A 25301-nucleotide genomic window follows, 5' to 3' on the forward strand; every position below is an offset into this window, starting at 1 on the left:
TTATTCACTTCCCGAGCCGTTAGTTAGCGGCTATATATAGCCGCTAGTTATTCATTCGACAAGCCGTTAGTTATTCACTTCAGCAGCCAATGGCACTCTATCAAACAGCTAGGCCTCCCTACTCCGATAAACAATCGTGCCCCAAAAGACTTTGAACTCACAGAGCATGCACCGATAAGTCGGCACTAAGCAACCATTAACAGATATAATGGCTAAAACAGGCTGGAATGACCGCACTAAATTCAAACGGAAATATATCAATTTTAATCTGTTGTCATGATTTAAGGCTATCCCCCATGAATATCGGATGAGTCGGAATTTCTACTGCCTCATTGTTTTAGGAAAGTGGTAGAGAGCAAAAAAAGGAGTTAAGCCATAGACTTAACTCCTTTTATCTCAGCTTTAGTCGGGATGACTGGATTCGAACCAGCGACCACACGCCCCCCAGACGCGTACTCTAACCGGGCTGAGCTACATCCCGCTTTTATTTTACGGGTGCAAAGGTAGTTTTTTTCCGTTAAATGCCAAAACTTTCACGATAAAAATCAAGAGACTCCAAGATTTTTTCCTTGGTGACCGATTGGTTGATACGGACATCTCCTACATTTTTCAGTAAAGTGAAGTTGATGATACCGCCCTCATTCTTTTTATCATGTGTCATTAACTCATATAAGGTATCGTAGTCCGTGCAGTCAAAGAAGAGCGCCGGATAATACTCTTTTATATAACAAACGACTTGACTCAATTTCTCCATCGGGAAGCCACACAGCTTATGCGAGAGGTAAAGCTCGCTCACGATACCCGCCGCTACCGCATGACCATGCAAGATCGGACGCATTTTCAGGAAAGACAAGCTCTCGAAAGCGTGGCCGATCGTATGACCGAAATTCAATGCCTTACGAATACCTTGTTCCTTGGGATCTTCCTCTACGATCCGCTCTTTCACGGCGACCGACTGGCCTACCAAACTATTCAAATACGAATAATTCATGGTGTCGATATCAAAAAGCATGACAGACGCATAATTCTCCATCGAACTAATCAACCCGTGCTTGATCATCTCCGCATAACCGGAAAGGATATTATCGCGATCCAACGTGCGCAAGAAATCGCAATCGATGAATACACACAAGGGGGGATAAAAAGAACCGACCTCGTTCTTCAACCCATTGAAGTTTATACCCGTCTTACCGCCAACCGCAGCATCGACGGACGCCATCAAGGTCGTAGGGATATTGATCGTACGGATGCCCCGCTTGAAAGTAGCGCCGGCAAAACCACCCATATCCGTAATCATACCGCCACCCAAATTCACCAGCAAGGAGTTACGGGAAGCCCCCTCATTCGACAAAGCTGTCCATATCTGGGCTAAAGAGACAAAACCCTTATTCATATCACCCGCTTCCATCACGAGAATCGGCGCCTTTTGAAAGGCCGGTATATCCTCTACCAAGGGAAAACATTTCTCTTTGGTATTCGTATCCATAAGGATGAACAACTTATCGTATTTTAGAGAGAAGAGAAAATCTTGCAGTTCCGATTTCAGGTCCTTGCAAATAACCACTTTTTGCTCTGACATATCTTTTTTATTTAAAACCTTAGACCACAAAGGTAAAACATGTATTCCGATTATCAAAACGACATAAAAAAATTCCTTCGGATGGAATTCTTATTCGATCCGAAGGAATCTATCATTGCGTCCGAAAGAAAAGTCAATTTCTTCCGAACCGATTTTATTGTACTCCAACAGCCTCTTTCACAGCGCCAACCGCAATAGAAAGGCCCTCCATGTTCTTACCGCCGGCCGTAGCGAAATGGGGTTGTCCACCACCACCGCCTTGGATATGCTTAGCGGCCTCTTTTACGATCTTACCGGCATGCAAGCCCTCTTTCACCAAATCATCGCTTAACATAAGCATGAGCGTGCATTTGTTATCGTCTATGATACCGGCAACAAAGACAAAGCTATCGGTTGTCTCCGCCTTGATCTGGAAAGCCACGTTCTTCATAGCGTCCGCATTTGCCTTACCAACGAACTGCATAACCTTGATACCGTTGCTCTCCGAAGCTTTCGCCACGATCTCCTCCTTCAAACGCATAGACTTCTCACGGATATAATCCTCGATCTGTTTCTTCATCTCCGCGTTTTCCTCGATAGACTTTTTCATCGCTTGCGCCAAATTCGGCATATTGTTCATCAATGAACGCAACTCACGGATCAAATCTTGCTGAGCATAAACGAAATCCTCCGCTCCCTCGGCCGTAACCGCCTCTATACGACGGACACCGGCAGCGATAGAACTCTCGCCCACGATATGTAAAGAACCGATCATTCCGGTAGCCGGGATATGTGTACCACCACATAACTCCACGGAACTTCCATATTTCACGACGCGAACCTCGTCTCCATACTTCTCGCCAAACAGAGCCATAGCACCTAACGCCTTAGCTTCCGCTATCGGCATATTACGATGCTCTTCCAACGGGAAGTTCGCACGGATCTTCTGGCCGACCAAGATTTCCACTTTACGAATCTCCTCCTCCGTTACTTTCTGGAAATGAGAGAAGTCGAAACGAAGAGAATCCGGAGAGACATAAGAACCTTTCTGCTCTACGTGCGTACCTAATACCTCACGCAACGCCTCATGCAAAAGGTGCGTAGCGGAGTGGTTACACTCACACTGGATACGTTTTTTCTCGTTGATCTTCGCAGTAAAAGTAGCTGTCACATCTTTCGGTAGTTTCGCTACCAAATGAACCGGCAAATTATTCTCACGTTTCGTATCGATCACGTCGATCTTCTCGTCATCGGCGATCAACCAACCCGTATCACCGACCTGTCCACCCATTTCCGCATAGAACGGGGTTTGATCCAGAACGATCTGATATAATACTTTATTCTTTTGTTTGATCTGGCGATAACGCAAGATCTCTGCCTCGCATTCGAACAAATCATAACCCACGAACTTACATTCACCCTCTTTCAGCGTGATCCAGTCGCCTGTCTCGATAGCGGCGGCGTTACGGGCACGCTCTTTCTGCTTCTGCATAGCCTTATTGAACTCCTCGATATCGGCTTCCATGCCGTTCTCACGAAGAATCAATTCCGTCAAGTCCAACGGGAATCCGTAGGTATCATATAATGTAAAGGCATCTACGCCATTCAAGACCGTCTTGCCCGCAGCCTTCGTCTCCTCCATTTTCTTATCCAGCAAACGGATACCGGTTTCCAAGGTACGAAGGAAAGATTCTTCCTCCTCCTTGATAACCTTCTCAATCAAGGTTTTCTGAGCGATCAATTCCGGATAAGCGTCGCCCATCGTCTCGATCAATACGGGCAAAAGCTTATACATAAACGCTTCCTTGCGATCCAAGAACGTATAACCGTAACGAACGGCACGCCGCAAAATACGACGGATTACATAACCGGCCTTAGCGTTGGAAGGCAACTGTCCGTCCGTGATAGCGAAAGCGATCGTACGGATGTGATCGGCGATCACACGCATGGCGATATCTTGCTGTTTATCCGTACCGTAAGTCGTACCCGCCATTCCCGCGATTACCTTAATAATCGGTTGGAATACGTCCGTATCATAATTTGAGGTCTTACCCTGCAATGCCATACACAGACGCTCGAATCCCATACCGGTATCGATCACCTTAGCCGGCAGCGGTTCCAAAGAGCCGTCGGCCTTGCGGTTGAATTGCATGAACACAAGGTTCCAGATCTCGATTACCTGCGGATGATCCTTATTTACCATATCGGCGCCGCTGACCGCCGCACGCTCCTCGTCCGAACGAAGGTCGATATGGATCTCGGAACAGGGACCGCAAGGACCCGTGTCCCCCATTTCCCAGAAGTTATCATGTTTGTTACCGTTCAGAATATGATCTTTCGGTAAATATTGCTCCCAATAACCAGCAGCTTCGTTATCACGATCTAAGCCTTCGGCAGGGCTTCCCTCGAATACGGTGGCATATAAACGCTCCGGATTCAGCTTCAATACCTCTACCAAGTATTCCCAAGCCCAGTTGATCGCCTCTTTCTTAAAATAATCTCCGAACGACCAGTTTCCGAGCATCTCAAACATCGTATGATGATAGGTATCATGCCCTACCTCCTCTAAATCGTTATGCTTACCGCTAACACGAAGACATTTCTGAGAGTCCGCGACACGAGGATACTTACGGGGCACGTTGCCCAAGATAATATCTTTAAACTGATTCATTCCCGCGTTCGTAAACATCAACGTGGGGTCACCCTTCACCACCATTGGAGCGGAAGGCACGATCTGGTGTTCCTTAGAAGCGAAGAATTGCTTGAAGGATTCACGGATTTCTTTTGCTGTCAACATAATCTATTTATATAGTTCTCGTTAATATTCTGAAAAACAATTTGCAAAAGTACTGCAAATTATTATTTTTGCGTGCATTCAGATAACAAAAAATGTAGATGAAACTCTTTAAAAGTCGCAAAACATACTATTTATACAATCCGAACACTCTCAATTATGAGCGTGTATACCCATCTAGCAAAGACCGGCTGTTCACCGTTCTCCGCCATTTAAGCACCGGAATAGCGTTCGGCGTAGCCACTTTTTTCGTCATGATGCATTTGGTGGACTCTCCGATGGAATCTCAGTTACGTAAAGAGAACCGCCTATTGCAAACTCAATACGAGGTACTTTCCCTTCGCTTAAATAACGCGTTGGACGTATTGGATGATATCCAACAGCGTGATGAGAATCTGTACCGGGCGATCTTCCAAGCCGAGTCCATCCCCGAGTCCGTTCGGAAAGCCGGGTTTGGAGGGACAAACCGTTACGAGCATTTGATGAGCCTGTCCAATCCGGAGCTTGTTGTCTCCACGACCCAAAAGATGGATATGCTACGTAAGCAATTATATATCCAATCCAATTCCTTGGAAGAACTGATCTCCCTAGGAAAGAACCAAGAAGAGAGAAGTAAATGTATCCCGGCGATCCAGCCGATTTCCAATAAGGATCTGCGTCGTACCGCTTCCGGCTATGGCGTACGTATCGACCCGATTTACCGTACACCTCGTTTCCATTCCGGAATGGATTTCTCGGCTAAAGTGGGAACGGAGATCTATGCGACAGGTAATGGCGTTGTCACTTTCGCCGCTTGGAAACAGGGATACGGAAATTGTTTGATTATCGATCATGGCTACGGCTATCAGACTTTATACGGTCATATGAGTAAGTTCAAGAAACGTGTCGGACAAAAGGTTACTCGTGGAGAGGTGATTGGCGAGGTTGGAAATACCGGGAAATCTACCGGTCCTCACTTGCATTATGAGGTAATCGTACGAGGGAAGTATGATAACCCATCTAAATACTATTACATGGATCTCTCACCTGAGGAATACGACCGTATGATCCAGATTGCCGAGAATCATGGTCAGGTTATGGATTAAACTTCATTAGCAGTATGAGTCTAAAAAAGAATAAAGATCTCAAACTCTATTTTTCCATCAGCGAGGTGGCGCAGATGTTCGACGTGAACGAGTCCACCCTTCGCTTTTGGGAGAAGGAGTTCGATATCATCAATCCAAGGAAGACGAGCAAAGGTACCCGTTTTTATAAGCAGGAGGATATCGACGCGGTACGCCTCATCTACCATCTGGTTAAAGAGAGAGGGATGACCTTGGCCGGCGCACGGCAAAAACTGAAGGACAATAAAGAGACGACGATCCGGCAAGAAGAGATCGTAAACCGCCTGAAACAGATCAAAGAAGAGCTGTTAGCTATGAAAGACGCATTCGATGCTTTTGCCCCGAAAGTGTGATTATTCTGTTGATAAAACCAGAACAAAACCGTACCTTCGTCCCCAATTAAATAAAACATAAGCAAATAAAATACAAGACATGGAAATTACAGGAAAAATTATTCAAGTCCTACCGGAAGTAGGCGGTGTCAGCAAAGCCGGAAACGAATGGAAAAAACAAGAGTACGTATTAGAGACACACGATCAATATCCCAAGAAAGTATGCTTCCAGATATTCGGAGCGGATAAGATCGCTCAAGCGGCCATTCAGCCGGGCGAGGAATTGACAGTCTCTTTCGACATTGACAGCCGTGAGTACCAAGGCCGCTGGTTCACCAGTATCAACGCATGGAAAGTAGACCGTCCGATGGCGGTAGCTCCTCAAGCCGCTCCGATGGGAGTAACTCCGGATAATTTCGCTCCGGCTTCCGCTCCTACGGCTCCAGCCTCATCCGCTCCTGATTTCGGACCGGCCAATCCAATCGATGATTTGCCATTCTAAAGACTAATGGATATCGTATTACTAATTGGCGGTTTACTACTAATTTTAGTCGGGGCTAACGCCTTGACAGATGGTGCCGCCTCGGTAGCCAAACGCTTCAATATTTCCAGCTTAGTAATCGGGCTAACTATTGTGGCGTTTGGGACTTCCGCACCGGAATTAACGGTCAGTGTCGTATCCGCCTTGAAAGGAAGCTCGGATATCGCTATTGGTAATGTAGTAGGAAGCAATATATTTAACGCCTTGATGATTGTCGGCTGTACGGCCGCTATCGTACCGATCAGCGTCACGAAAGGTACGTTGAGCAAAGAGATCCCTCTTTGCGTGCTTGCCTCAATCGTATTATTTATTTGTGCGAATGACGTTTTGATCAACGGCGCATCGCACAATAGTATCAGTAGTAGCGATGGAATGTTACTATTATGCTTCTTCGCCATTTTCCTTGGCTATACATTCGCGATCGCACATAATGGAGAGGAAAATGGAGAGAGCACGATTAAAATAATGCCCATTTGGAAAGCGAGTTTATTCATCATTGGTGGATTGGCTGGTTTGATTTACGGAGGACAATTTTTCGTGGATGGAGCTTCTGGTATCGCCCGTGGACTGGGTGTCAGCGAATCTATTATCGGTTTGACTTTAGTGGCCGGAGGAACCTCTCTTCCTGAGTTAGCGACTTCCGTCGTGGCCGCATTAAAGAAGAACCCGGAGATGGCGATCGGAAATGTTATCGGTTCCAACCTCTTCAATATATTCTTCGTATTAGGTTGTAGCGCGACAATCACGCCGATGAACATACAAGGCATTACCAATCTGGATTTGGGCGTCATGATCGGTTCATGCGTATTGCTTTATATTTTTGGCCTTTTCTTCAAGAAACGGACCATCACTAGGCCGGAGGGAATCCTATTGATCGCTTGTTATATAGCTTATATAACTTATTTGATTGTCGGCTGATAAAGCTTTTATAAAACAAAAGTGTAGCGAAGCACTTCGCTACACTTAATCCGCTACACGTCCGACAGACTTAATATTCTGTATCTTCGACAAAGTCACGCACATTTTCTGGATATCTTCTACGTCATGAACTTTCATCTTTATCTTACCTTCGAACACGCCGTCTTTCGCCTCGATCAGCAAGCGCATGATGTTCACGTTGAAATCCTCGGAAATCGTTTTCGTGATCGTATTCAGTACGCCTATCGAGTCTATACCTTTCACCTCTAGCGTGGCCTCAAAAGAAGCGTTCATATGGCTGCTCCAAACCGTATTCAAGATACGTTCGCCAAAGCTACTTTTCAAGCGCATGGCGATCGGGCAGGAACGTTTATGAACCACTACGTTACCATCGTCATTGATAAAACCTAAAGAGTCATCTCCCGGAATCGGCTTACAACATTCGGCAATTACATAATTACGCTCAAAAGCCTCCTCTTTCAATAAATAAGGCTTTTTCTTATCATATTTAGGCTTCTCTTTCTTGGCTTCCTCCTCTTCGGGTTGTTTCACCTTCTTGGAAGCGACACCCAACGCCTGTTTCACATACTTAAACAAGACATTATCCGTCTTCTCCTTCAACAGCTTCTTTAAATTCTCGGGCAAAACCACATCCCCCTTCTCTACCGCATAAAAGAATTCCTCGCGTTTCGAGAATCCAAAGTACATGCCTAATTTATCCAGATTGGATGTACTCGCCTCAAGCTCCGAACGCTTGAAGGCATCAAGAACTTTTATCTCTCCATACTTAGCGACCTCTTTACGGACACGCTTTAATACGGCATCGATCTTCGCACGAGCCTTAGCGGTAGTCACGAAGTTCAACCACTCCGGTTGCGGCTCCTGAGAACGGGAAGTCAAGACCTCCACCTGATCTCCACTGGACAGCGGATGACTCAATGGCACCAAACGATGGTTTACCTTAGCGCCAATACATTTATTACCGATATCGGAGTGAAGCGCATAAGCGAAATCCAAGGCGGTAGCCCCTTGGGGCAATGTCTTTATATCTCCTTTCGGAGTGAAAACAAATATCTCGGAAGTAAATAAGTTCAGTTTGATCGTATCCAAGAAATCCAGCGCATTCGGGTCCGGACTCTCCAATATCTCGGTAATGGTTTGTATCCATTTATCCAATTCCGTATCCTCCTCCACGTTGGATTCCTTGTATTTCCAATGGGCAGCGAAGCCTTTCTCTGCGATATCATCCATACGGCGGCTACGGATCTGGATCTCTACCCATTGTCCATCCGGTCCCATAACGGTCAGATGAAGCGCTTGATAACCGTTCGCTTTCGGACGGCTCACCCAATCACGGATACGGTCGGGACGAATCCGGTAAATATCCGTAATAGCCGAGTAGATATCCCAACATTGGTTTTTCTCGTCCACACCGGGAAGCGGGTCAAAAATAATGCGGACCGCATAAATATCATAAATATCCTCGAAAGCGACACCCTTGCTTTCCATCTTATTCCAAATGGAATAGACCGATTTCACACGGGCACGCATCTCATACTGAAGTCCCATCGATTTCAGCTTCTCGTCCACAGGGGCAGCGAAACGCTCGAATAATTTATTACGGCTCTCTTCTGTCGCTTTCAACTTAGCGCTGATAAAGTCATATTCTTGCGGATGCTCATATTTAAAACTCAAATCCTCCAGTTCCGTCTTGATCGAGAAGAGCCCCAGACGATGCGCCAGAGGAGCATACAAATAAAGAGTCTCACCCGCGATCTTAAATTGCTTGGCGGGAAGCATGGAACCCAAAGTCCTCATATTATGAAGACGGTCTGCGATCTTGATTAGAATCACCCGTATATCATCGCTCATAGTCAGCAGCAACTTACGGAAGTTCTCGGCTTGAGCCGAGGCCTGTTCCCCAAAAATGCCACCGGATATCTTTGTCAAGCCATCCACGATCTGGGCGATCTTGTCTCCGAACATATCCCGGATATCCTCCACCGTATACTCGGTATCTTCCACGACATCATGCAATAACGCAGAGCAAATAGAGGTAGAGCCCAAACCCATCTCCCGGCATACGATACGAGCCACGGCGATAGGATGCATTATATAAGGTTCGCCGGAACGCCGTTTCACTCCGGCGTGCGCTTGATTAGCGAAATTAAAAGCTTTCGTGATTCGTTCGACCTTACGGCGGTGGTTTGACTTCAAATAATCGTTCAACAACGCATTGAACCCATCTTGTATCATCTGTTCGTCCGCAGAGAGAACGGACGCAGCCTCGCCCGTTTCTTTTATATCTTTTGTGTCCTTTGTATCGTCCATGGTTTTACACCTCCCATTTTTATACTGTATAGCCACAAATATATACAAATATTTGGAAGGAAACCCTAACAAAAGACAAAAATAGAATATCTACTGCTTAAATATGGATCCCATAGTCGTGTTTAACCTCGTCCATGACAAAAGTACTTCTCAACGAGCCCAAACTATCGATCGTTCCTAACACATTTAAAATAAACTCTTGATAATATTTCATATTGGGAGCGTGTATCTTCAATAAGTAATCATAATCGCCTGAAATATTATAGCACTCCGTTACCTCGGGGATTTCTTGGATAATCCGGGTAAACTCAAAAGCTATATCCTTATTCAGCCGAACCAATTTCACGCTACAAAAGACAACAAAGCCTTGATTCAGCTTCTCCGCATCTAGTACCGCTATATACTTCTTTATATATCCACTATTCTCAAGACGTTTTAAACGCTCGAACACCGGGGTTGACGAGAGACTGACCCTTGCCGCCAACTCTTTCGTAGTCAACCGGGCATTATCTTGTAACGTTCGGAGGATTTGCAGATCCACCTTGTCTAACTTTTCTGAAACATTCATAAGAAAAAAATTCTATCGGATTGATTCCCCAGCGTCCTTCGCCGAAGATGTATTCTATTTATAGCCCTAAAAATAGTATTATTTTCTATATTCTCAACGAATCTTGTTCAAAAAGCACACACATCATACATTTGCCAACAGAATAAGAACTAAATAAACAAGATGACTATGGCAACAAAGAAGTTACATTTCGAGACATTACAACTTCATGTAGGACAAGAACAACCGGATTCCGCAACCGACGCACGTGCGGTACCCATTTATCAAACAACTTCCTATGTATTCCATAACGCACAACATGCGGCAGACCGTTTCGGCCTACGTGACGCGGGGAATATTTACGGACGTTTGACAAACTCCACGCAAGGCGTTTTCGAGGCACGTGTAGCTGCCTTAGAAGGAGGCGTGGCAGGTTTGGCCGTGGCTTCAGGAGCAGCGGCTGTCACCTATGCGTTACAGAACATAGTGAGGGCAGGAGATCATATTATCGCGGCCGATAATTTGTATGGCGGTTCCTTCAACCTCATCACCCATACACTGGCCTCCCAAGACATTACTAATACGATTATCAATGTAAATGACCTAAACGCATTAGAAGCAGCCATCCGGGAAAATACGAAAGCTATTTATGTAGAGACATTCGGGAATCCTAACTCTGACGTAACGAATCTGGATGCGGTAGCGGAAGTCGCCCACCGACACCATATTCCATTAATCGTAGACAATACGTTCGGAACCCCCTACTTGATTCGTCCGATCGAACATGGAGCTGACATCGTCATCCATTCCGCCACAAAGTTCATAGGGGGACATGGCAGTAGTCTAGGAGGCGTAATTGTAGATGGAGGTACTTTCGACTGGAAGGCGAATGCCGATAAGTTTCCTACATTAGCCAAACCAGACCCAAGTTATCATGGAGCCATATTTGCGGACGTAGCAGGTTCCGCCGCCTTTGTCACCCGTATCCGTGCGGTCATTCTTCGCGATACCGGGGCAACGATCTCTCCTTTCAATGCTTTTATCTTGTTGCAAGGATTAGAGACCTTATCCCTACGCGTGGAACGCCATGTAGCAAACGCATTGAAAGTCGTGGATTATTTATCAAAACATCCGAAAGTAGAAAAGGTGAATCATCCATCACTTCCTACCCATCCGGACCACGAACTTTACAATAAATATTTCCCAAATGGTGCCGGCAGTATCTTCACCTTCGAGATCAAAGGCGGGCAGGAAGCCGCTTGGAAATTCATCGACTCACTGGAGATCTTTTCCCTACTAGCGAATGTCGCCGATGTAAAGAGCCTTGTCATTCATCCATACACGACCACTCATTCCCAGATGAGTCCGGAAGAACTTGCCCAACAGCACATAACACCATCCACCGTACGTTTGAGCATCGGAACCGAATATATAGATGATATTATAGATGATCTGGATCAAGCTTTCGCTAAAATCTGATAGCGCACTTCCAAAAGGAAAAGGACAGAAGCAAAGAAGACGATCCCTGTTCGACACAAGGATCGCCTTTCTAATCAACATCACATCGAGCCAAGGTTACACTCATTTATTCTCAGCCAAATAGATATCCGTAAATGTCACAGCTCCGGTTAATCGGTTATTGTTGTTAGTTACATTTAACAATATGACATACTTGCGATACTGATCGGCAGTCAACGCCTCTTTCATCAGCTTCAAATTGCCATACACGGCTTTTTGCAATCGTTCATCCTGACGCTTCAGGTCTTTGCTCAAACTCTTTCTTTGCTCTTGTACAAAATAATCATTAATGTTAAGTACCTCCTCCATTTGGTAAGGAGCCAATCCTAGATAAGAACTCAATCGGCTAAACTCTACCGCAAACGGTTCTTTATTCCCATATTCATTCACACATTGCGCTTTCGCAAAATTCATTGTAGCACTCATTCCCAAAACCGCTACCGCCATAATTAACTTTCTCATAATACCTACAATTTACCTATTACAAAACCATTCACAAAACAAACACTCATTTTAGAGAAGATAGCCTAAACATTCTTTTGTTTCGGACTAATCCTTTTTTACAAACCTATTAACCTATCTAATGTGTATGATAAAACTCGGATTAACATCAAAATTTCAACTTACATCTTATTGATGTATCTCCTTGTTTGTATTGCAAAGATGAAGAATTATCGGATAGGCAGTTTCCGATTGTTGACGAAAAGGAAAAAATGGGGATTGAACACGAAAAGGGCAAAAAAATACCGGCTTTAAGAGAACCGGCATTTCTATTTAATTATCATTCCAGACTTACTATCCAAGACTTAAACTCGGATGCTTTATTTTTACTAATATATATACGCTCAGGCACTTCTATATCCAAAGTAACGAGCAAACGGCTATCAAACCAAATTGTTATGTCCTTCACGCTATCACGAGAAATGATGAATTGTTTATTCGCACGGATAAAATCAGCAGGACTTAAAGAAGAAATTATCTGTTCCAATGTTTTAGCATATGGATACGAATTACCAGTCTTTAAATAAACATATGTATTCTTATCAGCCGTATAGAAACAAGACACATCTTTCAAGCTAATAGGCAACAATTTATCCTTAATAGGAATCAGTAGTTTATCCTTGTATTTAGGAGTAGTAGACAACTGTGTTAATTGGGATAAATAATGGATGATATCTTGATGATTCCATCGGCTAAACTTATCTAAGGCCCGTTTCAATTCTTCCGGCTTAATCGGCTTCAAGATATAGTCTATGCTGTTTACTTTGAAAGCGTCGATCGCATATTGATCGTACGCCGTAGTAAAGATGATCGGTGCCTCCACCTCTATCTGGTCAAAAATAGCGAAAGCGGAACCGTCCGATAAATGAATATCCATAAAAATCAAATCCGGCCTCGGATTGGCTTGCAGCCAACGTACCGTTTGCCGGACACTCTCCGTATTTCCCATGATCTCAATCGTGGGATCTATTGTAACCAACATATCCGCTAAGTTCTCATAGGCGGCGGTCTCGTCCTCTACGATCAGTATTCTCATATAGCATCATTTTAGGGGTAGGTATACCTGAAACTCATCCTCATCAGATTCTACCCGTATTTGTTTATTCATTAATAGAAAGAAACGATTCTCCAGATTCTTAAGCCCGGTTCCATTCGTATCCGGTAAGGTCAATTTCGGATAGATTGGATTAGAAACAACCAGTTCCATTCGCTCGTTCAGCCGGATCAAGATATCCATCCGGTGCTCGCTGTCTATAATATTATGTACCGTCACGTTCTCCACCAACGGAAGCAAAGATAATACGGGAATTCGCAAGTTCTGCTTATCTTCGGGAACTTCGATCGTAAAAGTAAGCTTATTGGCGAAACGGACTACCATTACATGCTGAAAAGCCTCTATAAACGCAAGCTCCTCCGACAGTGGTACCAAATTCTTTTTATCACTCTGAAGGATATAACGGAATATATCGGACAATTTCGTAACATACAACAAGGTATTCTCATCGTTTTTCTTCCGTATCAAGGAGGAGATTCCATTCAATGAATTGAAAAAGAAATGCGGATTGATCTGGTTCACCAATGCATCGCAGCGGCTCTGCAAATTCTCGACACGCAGATTCTCGATCAATTGATCCTTTTCCCGTTGATTGTGATATAGCATTTGTATATAGCCGATCAAGGTACATAACAACGCCAACACGATAAACTGGAAGATAATGATACTCAAAAAACGATCATAACTAATAGTCAGGAAGGAGATCAATTTATAGACAACAAAGCCTCCGGAAACGTACAGGGCATTCCAGAGCAACCGCTCGAAGAAGGAGGTACAATCCTCGTGCCTCAAGTTACTTTTCAGCAAAAACCAAATAAGTCCCCAGAAGTAAAGAAAACGAAACCCAAAGAAGAGCAAAAACCCTTGATGATCGTTCGGAGCTAGATAGCTCATGTCACAAAAGATCCATGCCAAATTCGGATAGGCGATAAACACTGCGCAAACCAAACTGACCAACCAAGGTTTAGCCTTGACCACTGATATCTTTTCATCCAATGAACCCATACGATTGTATCTTTTTTCGTATACAAAGGAATAAAAAATCATTCACATCCTTCTCCAGTGCACGAAGAAAGCGAAAAAAAAGAGTTAAAGACGAATTTATCCCCGAATGATCATCCTACCGGTATCTTCAGTACTTGGCCCGGACGGATATCCGGACTTGACAGCCCATTCACCTTTTGTAAAGAAGAAGCGGTAACCCCAGGGTATTTCTTGGAAATCGAATAAAGTGAATCTCCCGATTTAACCTTATAAGAGACAAAATCTTTATTGGCGGAAGCGATCTGTTTTGTAGCGACGGAAGCCGACTTTTTCGTTGTTGTCGCAGTTGATTTCACCGGAGTCTTGGCAGCCGAGGCAAAAGCGACACCCCCATTATCTACATATAATCTTAACCGTTTTCCTTTCGCTACCCGGTTGGAGCCTAGCCCGTTCCATTTACGGATATCTTTCGCTGTCACTCCATAGCGATTAGCGATCGTATAAAGATTCTCACCACTCAATACCACGTGGGTGATTTTTTCCCGGGTCGCACCACTTGGTAAAGAGCCATTAGAGTTATTCGCGGAAATGCAATTCGCCAACAGTTCCTCGATCCGATGCGTATAGACCGTATCTTCTTTATCAATGAAAGCATAGGTTTCCGCCGCAGGTAGTTTCAAAACCGAAGGGCGGGTATTACCCGGAACGATGTCTCTTTTATATTGTGGATTTAACGCACGCAACGTCTCAATATCTACTTGCAATAGATCCGATACTTGCTGCAAATGTAGGGCATTATTCACCATGACCGTATCCGTGGCTAGCGGCAAGCTGGTTTGCATCGGACAGATGTTATGCTCGCAATAATAATTCATGACGTAATTGGCGGCGATAAATAAGGGGACGTATGAACGAGTCTCTTTCGGTAAATAAGGGAAGATATCCCAGAAGTCCGTCTTGCCCCCCGAACGACGGATCGCTTTATTCACGTTGCCCGGCCCGCAGTTATAAGATGCCAACACTAAATTCCAATCCCCATAGATAGCGTACATATCCTTGAAATACTTACAAGCGGCCTCGGTCGCTTTCAAGGGGTCCCGGCGCTCGTCCACCAAGCTATTAATCTCCAAGCCATAGCTCTTACCCGTAGGAAGCATGAATTGCCATAAACCACAAGCGCCCACACGAGAGAGGGCTACCGGATTCAAGGCACTTTCCACGACGGCGAGATATTTCAATTCAATAGGCAGGCCATGCTCATCCAACACCTGCTCGATTATCGGAAAATAAAAGTCCGCCATCCCCAGCATATAACGCACTAAATTTCGTTTACGCTCCGCATATAAGTCAATACAATCACGCACTATATTATTATAGGGCAAAGCGATCACGCTGGGAAGCCTAGACAGGCGGTCGATATAGACCGAATCCGGGAAATAGACATTCTCGTCGTCATCATGGCAAAAGTCCTCTCTTTTTGAGAAATATTGCACATGCCAAGTACGGAGCAAACTATCCACGTTCGCATCCAAGCTTTCCGGAATCAATCCGACCTCAGACTCCAGCGAGCTTAAGGTATCTTTTTCCTCAATTCGGGTCTCTTCCTGCGCATAGACCAATGAGACCAAACAATTTAAACAAATGAGTGCTAGCAGGTATCTTTTCATGTATATCAGAATTTTAGACTGCAATTCAATCCGTAAGTACGAGGCGTGACACTCGTCTTCGGACTAACAACCGGCTCCAAATGCAAGGATAAATCCGGTGATATATCAAAATCGAATAACTGGGCATCCACGTAAGCATCCACGATACTCAACGCATACACCCCGACCGTAATAATTATACTCAAGTCTCTATATCGACGAAAATAATCCTTCTGTCTTTTCAATTGATCCTTGAAATTGGAATTATTAATCGCATCCTCAGGAGCCATGGAAGTCAAGTCTTGCCAACTTTTACTCCAAGCATCCGGATTTTCCAGATTCTTAGCGGCATCATACATGATATCCTTATAAGCCGTCGAATAATCCTTATAATTCTTATTATTCCAAGTCACGGCATACATACATCCCATCAAGCCACCGTAAACGATCGGTAATTTCCAATATTTCCGGTTATAGATCTGTCCCAGACCCGGAACCAAGGCGAACAAGACCGCTTTTGTCGGATTCGGCTTAAAAGCCAGCTTCATCTTCACTTCCGGTACGCCCACCGAATCGGCCGCCATCAAGACGGCTTGCACGGTAGAATCCGGGGCAGCTACCTCCACGGAATCGGAAACTATAGCAGGAACGGCTTTCTCCGTCTTATCCTCCTGTGCGTTACCCATCCCGGCATAGCACATGAATCCGATCAAAAGGAGTATGATTCGATTTCTCATTTCAATTTATCCAGTAACCCGATCAATTGCTCCAACTCTTCTTCCGTGGCGAAAGGAATCGTAATTTTACCTTTTCCCTTCTCATTGCAAGTCAACTGGACTTTCGTATTGAAGTAACGGGACAAATGATCTTTCAGCAATTTAAACTCTTCCGGAAGTATCGGCTTACGATCCGATTTTTTCTTTTCCGGCAATTCCGGTTGTATTCCCTCGGCTATATTACGCACCATCTCCTCCACGTTACGAACGGAGAGTCCTTGAGCCAATATCTGCTCATATAAAGCTAATTGAACCTCCGGATCATCCACCGGGATCAATGCCCGGGCATGTCCCATATCGATCTTCTTATCCTTCAATCCTACTTGGATCTCGGCCGGAAGTTTCAATAAACGAAGGTAATTGGCGATCGTAGCACGCTTCTTTCCAACCCTTTCGCTCAACCCCTCTTGGGTCAAGCCGTAATTATCGATTAATTTTTGATAAGCTAACGCGATTTCGATAGAGTTCAAGTCCTCTCGTTGGATATTCTCTATCAAAGCCATCTCCACCACGTTCTCGTCGGCCGCCGTCTTAATATAAGCGGGAATACGCTCCAAACCTGCTTTAAGCGACGCACGATAACGGCGTTCGCCAGAGATGATCATATATTGCTCGGGGCCGATTTCCTTCAACGTAATCGGCTGTATCACGCCTAACGAGCGGATAGAGGTAGCCAACTCCTCCAAGGTCTCTTCCTCAAAGACAGATCGAGGTTGTTCCGGATTAGGCTGGATCTTGCTTAACTCGATCTCACTAATAGACGATGAACCACCTGTCTTCAAGTCATCCATCGTAATTAACGCGTCTAATCCACGGCCTAACGCCGATCTTTTTAATGCTGCCATAATCCTTTATTTTTTTCAACAATCTCCTGTGCCAACTGCATATGGTTGATAGATCCTTTCGAATCCGCGTCATACAATAAGACAGGTTTACCGTAACTGGAAGCCTCGCTCAACTTCACGTTTCGTTGGATCACGGTAGTAAATACCAAATCGCGGAACGGACGTTTCACTTCCTCATAAATCTGGTTCGCCAAACGCAGGCGGGAATCATACATAGTCAAGAGGAATCCCTCTATCTCCAGCGCCGGGTTCAGCTTTGATTTGATAATCTTGATCGTGTTCAACAGCTTACTGATACCTTCCAAGGCGAAATACTCGCATTGTACCGGGATAATCACCGAATCGGCGGCTGTCAAGGCATTCACGGTTATCAATCCCAAAGAAGGAGAGCAGTCGATCAGGATAAAATCGTACTTCTCTTTCAGCGGTGTCAATATCTGCTTCAATATCCGTTCACGATTCTCCAAGTTTAGCATCTCGATCTCCGCTCCCACCAAATCGATATGAGAGGGGATGATATCCAGTCCTTCCACTTCAGTCTGTGTGATAGCGCCACTTGCGTCCTCACCGTTCACCAGACATTCATAGATAGAAAGCTCTACATTACGTATGTCCACACCCAGACCGGATGAGGCATTCGCCTGCGGATCAGCGTCTACGACCAGCACCTTTTTCTCAAGAGCGGCCAATGACGCAGCCAGATTAATCGTGGTGGTTGTCTTCCCGACTCCACCTTTCTGATTTGCTAAAGCGATAATCTTTCCCATACTATACCTAATTAATTCGAGGGCAAAACTAAACATTAAAAACTGAACCAAACAGGGTTCAATCAAAACAATGCTTGTTTTGTTGATAAATCGCCCTAACTGTTGATAACTCGCAAATATAAGCAGAATAAATCAAATAGAGGGTTATAAGGCTGGTATATAGGTGTTTTTTTGGAAATGATAACGAAGTTTTAAACAAACAGAGGCTCCTCTCACATCTTATTTCTCCCAATCAATACGATAATAATACCCTGCGTCCGGACGAGAGAGCATCTCCTTTTGCGTCATCATTGCTTGTTTTTATATGGAGAACAGCGCTTTCTTTAAAAGTGAGAGGCTTCTTGAACTTAATAATAGCGGTATGGTAATTATCGTCCGTCCTACAGGCTAGTTCCTCTATACGTTGATTTTCCGAACTGATCTTTGGCGAAATACTTCCAGACCACCTATAGTTATACTCTAGTTCCGTAAGCAGAGGTCTTTTACATTAAATCAAGCGATAAGTCTCAAAGGTGGAATGCACTCCATCATCACACTGGAAAATAAAAAAAGAGGAGATCTTCTTATACTCTACCGGATAATTACGAAGAATAACCCGATTGACCGCAAATAAACTAGCAAACAAAAGAATAAGCAAAACAAGACAAAAGGTAACCAAGGCTATAAAAACAGCCCTGTCATCTGATACAAAGGCAATGATCACCCCTATAATCGAAGCAAAAGATGCCATATCGACAAACCAAGGATAAACGTATTTCTTCAAGTAGGTCATATAGTTAAAATTTCAAATCTATTCAAATCAATCATCTCACACAACTAACCATCCGTATCCATAGCCGCACTCCTTTCTTTTATATATTCTTTCGAGAAAATTCTCTAATCACAGGCAAGCCTAGTGACTAATGCAAAGTTAGAATATATTTTCATATCGAAAAACAAAAGGGCTCATCAAAATACATCAGCAATGTTTATTTATTTATTCTTAGCCTTCCCCTTTGAGGATTTTCGCAATTATCATTCTGACAATTTGTAATATCAACTCCCGGAGAATCGATTTTTCCGGGCATACGGACAGTTCATGCGCAAATACGAGAAAAAAAATCGGCAATCATCTGCATAACAATCCTTTATCGAAAAATAACCTTTCATTCTAGCGAGATTTATTCATCGTAATTCATATCCATTGAGTTCTTCGGGCGATTCCATAGGGTTACGACCGGGAAGTAACAGGGTTACGATGCCCATTCTAGAGTATTGACAACCCTATTCTTGACTACTTACGATGCCCAACGGCACTACTGGCGTTGCCCAACGCGACCTATCGCATATGCTTTAACCGCCTATCGTGTGCAAAAAGGGGACTTTTCCTGTCAAAAACGCCCGTTGAAGCCACCGCTTTCCCTCTATTTCTGCGTCTTTACAAGAGGGCTTTATCACGCATATCCCCATTTATCCATCAAAAAGTTCGGATAACTGCGGTTTCGCTTACAGTCAGGCAAATAGGCAAAACCACAAAAGCCCCGCCGAAATACATCGACGGGGCTCTATCTTATAACTGTGTCTTTCCTTACGGAAATCCGGTCAGTTTTCTACTTATTTAACGATTGTCTTAACAGCCTCTTCACCATCAACAGCTACAGCTACGATACCAGCAGGTACAGCGATAGTTGCGTTGTCTGAAGTAAGAACTGTCTCAGCAACAACCTTACCTAAGATGTTAGTGATAACTACTGACTTACCAGCAGCGCCTTGAACAGTTACAGTACCGTTACCAGCTACTACAGATACACCTTCTACAGCTACTTCGTCGTTAGAAGTTACCATATCGTCAGCTTCATCTTTCTGGTATGCGTTGAATACCAATGCACCGTCGCTACCAGTCTTAGCAGCAGAGAACTGAGAATCACCACGAGTTAATACCAAGCAACCATTCTGCATCTTTAACCATGCAGCAAACTCAGGAGCGATTGAACCAGAAACTACCTTGTCATAACCAGCAGCAGCCTTACCAGCATTACCTGTAACAGCAGCATTAGCAGCCTCAGAGTAAATATTAGACTCGAACAAGAATTCATTAGCTTCGCCTTCTTTATCCACAGAACCAGCCTTATCAGGATTTACATAACGGAATGACCAAGTTACATTCTTGTGATTGTCACCAGTCAAGTCAACGATAAAGTTAGTCAACTTATTGTCACGATAGTTCTTGAAGATAGTAGCAGTATCTAATTTAGCAGGTTCCATCTTCTCGAAACCATTTGTCAAAACAACCAAGCTATCACCAACCTTAATAGCTTTCACGAAACCTACGCGAGTGTAACCACCATCGATATCCATGTACGGAGTCTTGAATTTCTTAGCAATCACTGAGTCAGCGAAGCTTACCAAGTACTTACCGTAGATGAAGCCTTCACGGCCTTGAGTTGCGTGAGAACAATGTGCGGCATCAACTTTGTTACCTGCGTTATCATAGTGATTATGCTCATATGTACAAGGAACACCCGGAATAGCGTCTTGATCATCGCGAGCGACAGAGATCAAATATTGAGGTTTAACCAAACCTGAACCACGTTTAACCCAAGCTGTATCTACAGTAAACGCTAACTTACCATTTGCTTTATCCTTAGCCCAGATACCTGCGTAATCAACAGTCTCAGCTGTCAAGTTCTTGTTCCACTCATCCATCAAGTATTCCTTACGGATCTTTTCAACGAAGATCAAGCTATCAGTTGAGTCATCAGTATTCTCACCTAAAGCGGCGTTGTTGAAATGACGATACAACGGAGTGTTGTCCGGAGCGATAGCAAATGCAGAGGTACGAGTCTCACCCAATACTTGAGCTTTCAAAGTAGCGGTAGCATCGTAGTCAGATACACCAGCCTTTTCTTGGCTAGCAGAATTAATCTTACCATCTTCAGCAGCCTCAACAATAGCATAATAGTGAATACCCTTAATATCATTATTCTCCTTGAAGTAAACAGAGTCAGTCTTTGTATCAGCATAGTGCTTGCTCAAGATATACTTGTTCTCAACAGCTCTACCGTGATTACGGAATGTCTTATCACCGTCCATGATGATATACATTGTTCTTACCGGCTGTACCAAGCCCGGGATACGACCTGTAATCTTCTTATCTGCGTTACCAGCAACCTCATCAGTCGGAGCATAACCATAAGCATGTTCTTTATAAGAAGACTTGATAGTGAAGGCCTTCTTACCTTCCAATACATTCATTGTAGAGTCCTTAACACCAATGAACTTATCATCTGCATACGGATGCCAGTAGTTGAATGTATACTTGTTAGTGATCAACTCATCTTCAGTCAAGTGCTTGTAACCAATATACTTGTTAGTATAAATCTCCTTAGCAACAGGAATGAATTCCAATGAGTCAGTTGTTACTATCGCGCCAGCAGCTGCAGAAACATACATATAAGAAGCACCCTCAGCCTTGTTCAATTGCATAGAAGCGATATTAACAGCAGTATTATCGAACTCACGGTTGATAGCCTTAACCGGAGAGATATTATTCTTATCGGTTACATTATTCTTCAATACAACCCATTGATAAGCTGGCATATGATTAGCATCCTGCAAATCCAAAGTTACCCATTCTGCAGAACCACCGTTATTATGGATCGGAGATGCCAAGAACTTACCCGTCTTATTGTTTTTGATCAAATAAACGCCATCAGCAACAGTTGTCTTAGTTGTCGGCATAGCCTTGCAACCAGAGAAACCTAATTCGATCTTAGTATTTTGATCTTTATCGACAGTCAAGATGCGAACCTTATCTTTAAGCAACTCTTGCAAAGAGATATGCTGATCTGTCTCTTTGGCAGCAGTAGCATCATTCCAGTAATCAACAGCAACACCAGCAGATGTTTCCTTCAATGTGACTTGCTTAACTTGGATCTCTAAGCTATCGTTTGAAGGCCAATAAGTAAACATAAACTTATATTGGTCTTTCAAATCAGAAGCTTCAATTGAATCCTTCGGAGTAGCATGAGTCTTCGTGCCAGTCTTATACGTATCTTTCAATTTGCTCCAGTTGTATGCTAAGAACTTAGCTCCACCTACCGCATTCGTATAAGCAGTATCCACATACAAATAAGAAGAGTCTGATCTCAACACATGGAAATAAGCCTTAGTAGTAGAAATGTCGGCAGCATCAGCTGTTGCCTCAACAGTAAACTTCTTTTCAACAAATGGATTCACAGCACCATCACCTAATACATCTGGAGTAAACTTCAAGGTGATTCCAGCTTTCTTATCTTGAGTACCGAAGATAGTGTTTAACTCATCGACACCTAAAATAGGTAATTTATCAGCTTCAACCAATTCAAACTCAGTAAAATTAGCAGCAGTGATTCCAGCAGAGGTAGCAATAGTTTTAACCATCTCTATCGCTGACCCGTTCACTTTCAAACCGATTACAGAGTCATTCGTGAAATAAGAATAGATTACTGATTTCTCAACACCATTCTTAAATACCGGAGAGAATTTCCAACCAGAAAGGTCACCACCTACAACAGCTGGAACAGAAACTAACGGAGATTCAGCCTTACCAGCGATCTTGTTAATGTCAAGACCTAAGAATTTTCCGATTTTGTTCGTAAAGTCAAACTTTGGATTCTGTCCTTGATTCTCAGAGTTAACTGTTACGCACCACATTGTACCACCTAAGTTTGCTGAAGTGTGATCAACCATTTTGATTTCATCAGCACCCGTCGTAGTCTCTGTAATGCTCAAGAATTGCGTACCGGCCTTAAGTTGATAAAGGCCGCTGTTCGCTCCTTCATTCAGTTTAATGGCACCATTAGCCGAGACCGCACCTAACAGTGCAGCACCAGCCAAAAGAGTAGAAAACTTTTTGTTCATAATTAAATAATTTAATATTAATACTAAAGTGTAATAAGCTCGTTCATTGGGCTGCCTTCACAAAACCATAATACTGGCAGCCGACTTTATCTATCATTTGCAAAGGTACGCGTTTCTTCGATTCGCGCAAATCTTCCCTATTATTTTTTTGTCATCCTACACGCTTTCTTATCAATCAAATAGGCTATTCATTACGAAATAGCGGATTATAACCACGAACTACCCATCCCTTACCTATATCCCCCACTCCATAAAAGCCATTCTCTAACCAAGGCCAAGCATAATAATCCCTCAACCACCGATCAACATAAATTCAACATAACTAATGTACACGTACATTAGTTATTTATGTTATAAAGATTACTTCCACTGAAATTACCGTATCTTAAAAGGATACAAAGTACTATTTACCTCCTCATAGGATATATACTGCAAGTGCCAAAGGATATATACTTCCCCAACCAAGTAAGTATAACTGCTCCCAAAATCCTCGCCCGTTACTGAACCTTCCTCACACACCCAATCCCAATACACATCATCCCAATCAGACCTACGTCAAAAGCCTCATCCTTCAAATTCGTTCATTTTTTGTGATCACTCAAACGACTAACATGAAAAGAGATTCTATAAACGAGCTACTTAGATGGAAAGAAGAACATAGGAGAAAGCCCTCGCAAAAATCCCAGATTTGCGCCAAGAGAGGTCACTAACAATAAGACACCTCCTTAAAAGCATAGCGGCGGATGCTTCCATCCCGTAACGCTAGCAAAAGATGCCCGGTTGATTCAATATCATGGATACAGGCCTCGAATTCTCCCGCCTCATCCCTATAGGCATGATAGCCCTCCCTCCTATACAATGCGGATTGATAGCGGATACGAATATCCTCGTATTCCTCTTGGAGGAGAGATAAATAATAGCGATAGAATACCGAGAGGAAACGGTCCAAAACCTCTTCTCGATCTACTTCCTTGCCGATTATCTGAAATAAAGAAACAGGATTCGGAGCATCTCCCCGAAACACCGCTTGATTCAAGTTTATGCCGATCCCGATGATGGAGCAATATAGATTATGCCCTGATAGATCGTTCTCGATCAACATTCCGCAAATCTTCTTATCTTTCCAATAAATATCATTCGGCCATTTCACTGTGACATGATCCGTATATGACTCTAACGTCTCTTTCACGCTCAAGGCCGCTATTTGAGAAATCAAGAATTGGCGATTTGCAGGGATGCACGTAGGGTACAGGACTGTACTAAACATCAAGTTCTTTCCCGCCTCAGACTCCCAGACATTCCCTATCTGCCCACGTCCGGCTGTCTGGAAATCAGCGACAACTACACTTCCTTCCGGAAGAGATTCTTTGATGATCAACTCACGAAGCAGGCTATTCGTAGAAGTGGTTTCCACCACACGCAAGATGCGGGGAGATTCATTATCAGTGCTCATCATTATAAATCTCCCTTATATTTTTTGGTAGTTTAGCGATCACCTCCCGGTAAGAGTGGAAGATCCAACGTTTAACCTCCTCGTCCTCCATATCCCGATCCAGATAAATGCTATTCCAGTATTTCTTATTAAAATGATAAGCCGGCTCAACCGCCGTATACCGTTCCCGTAACTCTTCCACATAGTCCGTACTGCATTTCAAGGAGACATGAGGCTCCTCCGCATCCAAAGGAAGCAGCAGGAACATCTTATTCTCTACCTTAAAGACCAGCGATACCTCATCGAACGGGAAACACTCGATGGTATTCTTCAAGGAAAGGCAGTATTCACGTACTTCTTCTATATTCATAACTTTTATCTTTTAACGGCAAGGAGCATAGAAAGCATCTTCGATATGGTCGATCAGGAAACCCGTCTCTTTCTTGATCAATGTCACGATATCAAAACGGACTGGTAAGTCTATATTAAAATAACGGACATAGGCATCCGCAGCGGCGACAATCCTCCGAATCTTCTTGGTGTCTACCGCATCTTCCGGTGAAAGCAAAAAATCCTCAGAGCGTGTCTTTACCTCCACCACGATTAACTCATCTTCCTTGACAGCGATAATATCCAGTTCATAATGATGCCAATGCCAATTGGTATGCAACACGTTATATCCATGTTTTACCAGATAGGCACGAGCCTCAGACTCACCTTCCCGACCCATATCGTTCTGTCTTGCCATCGCTTTAATTTGCACAAATATAGCC

General features: G+C 43.7%; 21 protein-coding genes and 1 tRNA gene. 5 read left to right on the forward strand and 17 right to left on the reverse strand.

The window, feature by feature from the left end; translation table 11 throughout:
- Positions 1-406: 406 nt before the first annotated feature.
- The 3 genes from ACYIA1_RS13615 to alaS all read right to left on the reverse strand — a co-directional run bounded on the left by ACYIA1_RS13615 (position 407) and on the right by alaS (position 4355).
- Positions 407-481, reverse strand: a tRNA-Pro gene (locus ACYIA1_RS13615).
- A gap of 36 nt (positions 482-517) precedes the next feature.
- The gene (gene aroB, locus ACYIA1_RS13620) at positions 518-1579 is read right to left on the reverse strand and encodes a 3-dehydroquinate synthase (protein WP_122378453.1); all 1062 of its coding nucleotides are present in this window, start codon (positions 1577-1579) and stop codon (positions 518-520) included.
- A gap of 154 nt (positions 1580-1733) precedes the next feature.
- Positions 1734-4355 (reverse strand): alanine--tRNA ligase, encoded by a 2622-nt coding sequence (gene alaS / locus ACYIA1_RS13625; protein WP_270645817.1) that lies wholly within the window; start codon positions 4353-4355, stop codon positions 1734-1736.
- A 98-nt stretch (positions 4356-4453) separates the two neighbouring features.
- On the opposite strand from alaS, the gene ACYIA1_RS13630 reads away from it, so the two are divergent.
- The 4 genes from ACYIA1_RS13630 (at position 4454) to ACYIA1_RS13645 (ending at position 7246) form a co-directional block, all read left to right on the forward strand.
- Complete coding sequence (locus ACYIA1_RS13630) at positions 4454-5437, forward strand: M23 family metallopeptidase (protein WP_005861279.1); 984 nt, start codon at positions 4454-4456, stop codon at positions 5435-5437.
- A 14-nt stretch (positions 5438-5451) separates the two neighbouring features.
- Positions 5452-5808, forward strand: a complete 357-nt coding sequence (locus ACYIA1_RS13635) for a MerR family transcriptional regulator (RefSeq protein ID WP_005861277.1) — start codon at positions 5452-5454, stop codon at positions 5806-5808.
- Positions 5809-5887: 79 nt separating this feature from the next.
- The gene (locus tag ACYIA1_RS13640; RefSeq protein WP_347173257.1) at positions 5888-6289 is read left to right on the forward strand and encodes a DUF3127 domain-containing protein; all 402 of its coding nucleotides are present in this window, start codon (positions 5888-5890) and stop codon (positions 6287-6289) included.
- A 6-nt stretch (positions 6290-6295) separates the two neighbouring features.
- Complete coding sequence (locus ACYIA1_RS13645) at positions 6296-7246, forward strand: calcium/sodium antiporter (protein ID WP_008780694.1); 951 nt, start codon at positions 6296-6298, stop codon at positions 7244-7246.
- Between the two features lie 45 nt (positions 7247-7291).
- Here the strand turns inward: ACYIA1_RS13645 and ACYIA1_RS13650 are convergent, their stop codons facing one another.
- Complete coding sequence (locus tag ACYIA1_RS13650) at positions 7292-9577, reverse strand: RelA/SpoT family protein (protein ID WP_005861271.1); 2286 nt, start codon at positions 9575-9577, stop codon at positions 7292-7294.
- A 97-nt stretch (positions 9578-9674) separates the two neighbouring features.
- A complete protein-coding gene (locus ACYIA1_RS13655) occupies positions 9675-10145 on the reverse strand; it encodes an Lrp/AsnC family transcriptional regulator (protein ID WP_288656297.1) in 471 nt (156 codons plus the stop codon).
- 168 nt (positions 10146-10313) lie between these two features.
- On the opposite strand from ACYIA1_RS13655, the gene ACYIA1_RS13660 reads away from it, so the two are divergent.
- The gene (locus tag ACYIA1_RS13660; RefSeq protein WP_480335532.1) at positions 10314-11603 is read left to right on the forward strand and encodes an O-acetylhomoserine aminocarboxypropyltransferase/cysteine synthase family protein; all 1290 of its coding nucleotides are present in this window, start codon (positions 10314-10316) and stop codon (positions 11601-11603) included.
- 102 nt (positions 11604-11705) lie between these two features.
- Here ACYIA1_RS13660 and ACYIA1_RS13665 read toward each other — a convergent pair whose 3' ends face one another.
- The 12 genes from ACYIA1_RS13665 to ACYIA1_RS13720 form a co-directional block, all read right to left on the reverse strand.
- A complete protein-coding gene (locus ACYIA1_RS13665; RefSeq protein ID WP_005861266.1) occupies positions 11706-12104 on the reverse strand; it encodes a hypothetical protein in 399 nt (132 codons plus the stop codon).
- Between the two features lie 319 nt (positions 12105-12423).
- On the reverse strand, positions 12424-13179 hold the full coding sequence (locus ACYIA1_RS13670; protein ID WP_057328070.1) for a LytR/AlgR family response regulator transcription factor: 756 nt from the start codon (positions 13177-13179) through the stop codon (positions 12424-12426).
- Between the two features lie 6 nt (positions 13180-13185).
- The gene (locus tag ACYIA1_RS13675) at positions 13186-14244 is read right to left on the reverse strand and encodes a sensor histidine kinase (RefSeq protein ID WP_480335535.1); all 1059 of its coding nucleotides are present in this window, start codon (positions 14242-14244) and stop codon (positions 13186-13188) included.
- 68 nt (positions 14245-14312) lie between these two features.
- The gene (locus ACYIA1_RS13680) at positions 14313-15848 is read right to left on the reverse strand and encodes a lytic transglycosylase domain-containing protein (RefSeq protein ID WP_048927948.1); all 1536 of its coding nucleotides are present in this window, start codon (positions 15846-15848) and stop codon (positions 14313-14315) included.
- 5 nt (positions 15849-15853) lie between these two features.
- The gene (locus tag ACYIA1_RS13685; RefSeq protein WP_005866821.1) at positions 15854-16564 is read right to left on the reverse strand and encodes a DUF5683 domain-containing protein; all 711 of its coding nucleotides are present in this window, start codon (positions 16562-16564) and stop codon (positions 15854-15856) included.
- Positions 16561-17448 carry a ParB/RepB/Spo0J family partition protein gene (locus ACYIA1_RS13690; protein ID WP_008773872.1) on the reverse strand — a complete coding sequence of 296 codons (888 nt, stop codon included), beginning with the start codon at positions 17446-17448 and terminating at the stop codon, positions 16561-16563. Before ACYIA1_RS13690 ends, ACYIA1_RS13685 begins: the two co-directional genes overlap by 4 nt.
- Complete coding sequence (locus ACYIA1_RS13695) at positions 17436-18215, reverse strand: ParA family protein (RefSeq protein WP_005861254.1); 780 nt, start codon at positions 18213-18215, stop codon at positions 17436-17438. The genes ACYIA1_RS13690 and ACYIA1_RS13695 overlap by 13 nt, the downstream gene beginning before the upstream one ends.
- Positions 18216-18702: 487 nt before the next feature.
- A complete protein-coding gene (locus tag ACYIA1_RS13700; RefSeq protein ID WP_480335538.1) occupies positions 18703-18987 on the reverse strand; it encodes a hypothetical protein in 285 nt (94 codons plus the stop codon).
- Positions 18988-19808: 821 nt separating this feature from the next.
- Positions 19809-23096 carry a DUF6383 domain-containing protein gene (locus ACYIA1_RS13705; RefSeq protein ID WP_480335540.1) on the reverse strand — a complete coding sequence of 1096 codons (3288 nt, stop codon included), beginning with the start codon at positions 23094-23096 and terminating at the stop codon, positions 19809-19811.
- Between the two features lie 706 nt (positions 23097-23802).
- On the reverse strand, positions 23803-24552 hold the full coding sequence (locus ACYIA1_RS13710; RefSeq protein ID WP_427486444.1) for a biotin--[acetyl-CoA-carboxylase] ligase: 750 nt from the start codon (positions 24550-24552) through the stop codon (positions 23803-23805).
- Positions 24539-24898, reverse strand: coding sequence for an MmcQ/YjbR family DNA-binding protein (locus ACYIA1_RS13715; protein WP_005866809.1), 360 nt, complete (start codon positions 24896-24898; stop codon positions 24539-24541). Before ACYIA1_RS13715 ends, ACYIA1_RS13710 begins: the two co-directional genes overlap by 14 nt.
- Before the next feature lie 12 nt (positions 24899-24910).
- Entirely contained in the window at positions 24911-25276 is a 366-nt protein-coding gene (locus ACYIA1_RS13720; protein ID WP_008773876.1) for a YraN family protein, read from the reverse strand.
- Positions 25277-25301 lie beyond the last annotated feature (25 nt).

The organism is Parabacteroides sp. KHUB-02, from assembly GCF_056640955.1.

What these genes read in the sequence shown, in the direction of transcription:
- alaS (WP_270645817.1), bottom strand. Translation starts at nt 4,355, where the DNA reads ATGTTGACAGCAAAAGAAATCCGTGAATCCTTCAAGCAATTCTTCGCT.
- ACYIA1_RS13630 (WP_005861279.1), top strand. Translation starts at nt 4,454, where the DNA reads ATGAAACTCTTTAAAAGTCGCAAAACATACTATTTATACAATCCGAAC.
- ACYIA1_RS13690 (WP_008773872.1), bottom strand. Translation starts at nt 17,448, where the DNA reads ATGGCAGCATTAAAAAGATCGGCGTTAGGCCGTGGATTAGACGCGTTA.
- ACYIA1_RS13645 (WP_008780694.1), top strand. Translation starts at nt 6,296, where the DNA reads ATGGATATCGTATTACTAATTGGCGGTTTACTACTAATTTTAGTCGGG.
- ACYIA1_RS13685 (WP_005866821.1), bottom strand. Translation starts at nt 16,564, where the DNA reads ATGAGAAATCGAATCATACTCCTTTTGATCGGATTCATGTGCTATGCC.
- ACYIA1_RS13670 (WP_057328070.1), bottom strand. Translation starts at nt 13,179, where the DNA reads ATGAGAATACTGATCGTAGAGGACGAGACCGCCGCCTATGAGAACTTA.
- ACYIA1_RS13675 (WP_480335535.1), bottom strand. Translation starts at nt 14,244, where the DNA reads ATGATTTTTTATTCCTTTGTATACGAAAAAAGATACAATCGTATGGGT.
- ACYIA1_RS13705 (WP_480335540.1), bottom strand. Translation starts at nt 23,096, where the DNA reads ATGAACAAAAAGTTTTCTACTCTTTTGGCTGGTGCTGCACTGTTAGGT.
- ACYIA1_RS13635 (WP_005861277.1), top strand. Translation starts at nt 5,452, where the DNA reads ATGAGTCTAAAAAAGAATAAAGATCTCAAACTCTATTTTTCCATCAGC.
- aroB (WP_122378453.1), bottom strand. Translation starts at nt 1,579, where the DNA reads ATGTCAGAGCAAAAAGTGGTTATTTGCAAGGACCTGAAATCGGAACTG.
- ACYIA1_RS13660 (WP_480335532.1), top strand. Translation starts at nt 10,314, where the DNA reads ATGGCAACAAAGAAGTTACATTTCGAGACATTACAACTTCATGTAGGA.
- ACYIA1_RS13710 (WP_427486444.1), bottom strand. Translation starts at nt 24,552, where the DNA reads ATGATGAGCACTGATAATGAATCTCCCCGCATCTTGCGTGTGGTGGAA.
- ACYIA1_RS13720 (WP_008773876.1), bottom strand. Translation starts at nt 25,276, where the DNA reads ATGGCAAGACAGAACGATATGGGTCGGGAAGGTGAGTCTGAGGCTCGT.
- ACYIA1_RS13640 (WP_347173257.1), top strand. Translation starts at nt 5,888, where the DNA reads ATGGAAATTACAGGAAAAATTATTCAAGTCCTACCGGAAGTAGGCGGT.
- ACYIA1_RS13695 (WP_005861254.1), bottom strand. Translation starts at nt 18,215, where the DNA reads ATGGGAAAGATTATCGCTTTAGCAAATCAGAAAGGTGGAGTCGGGAAG.
- ACYIA1_RS13655 (WP_288656297.1), bottom strand. Translation starts at nt 10,145, where the DNA reads ATGAATGTTTCAGAAAAGTTAGACAAGGTGGATCTGCAAATCCTCCGA.
- ACYIA1_RS13650 (WP_005861271.1), bottom strand. Translation starts at nt 9,577, where the DNA reads ATGGACGATACAAAGGACACAAAAGATATAAAAGAAACGGGCGAGGCT.
- ACYIA1_RS13700 (WP_480335538.1), bottom strand. Translation starts at nt 18,987, where the DNA reads ATGACCTACTTGAAGAAATACGTTTATCCTTGGTTTGTCGATATGGCA.
- ACYIA1_RS13680 (WP_048927948.1), bottom strand. Translation starts at nt 15,848, where the DNA reads ATGAAAAGATACCTGCTAGCACTCATTTGTTTAAATTGTTTGGTCTCA.
- ACYIA1_RS13715 (WP_005866809.1), bottom strand. Translation starts at nt 24,898, where the DNA reads ATGAATATAGAAGAAGTACGTGAATACTGCCTTTCCTTGAAGAATACC.
- ACYIA1_RS13665 (WP_005861266.1), bottom strand. Translation starts at nt 12,104, where the DNA reads ATGAGAAAGTTAATTATGGCGGTAGCGGTTTTGGGAATGAGTGCTACA.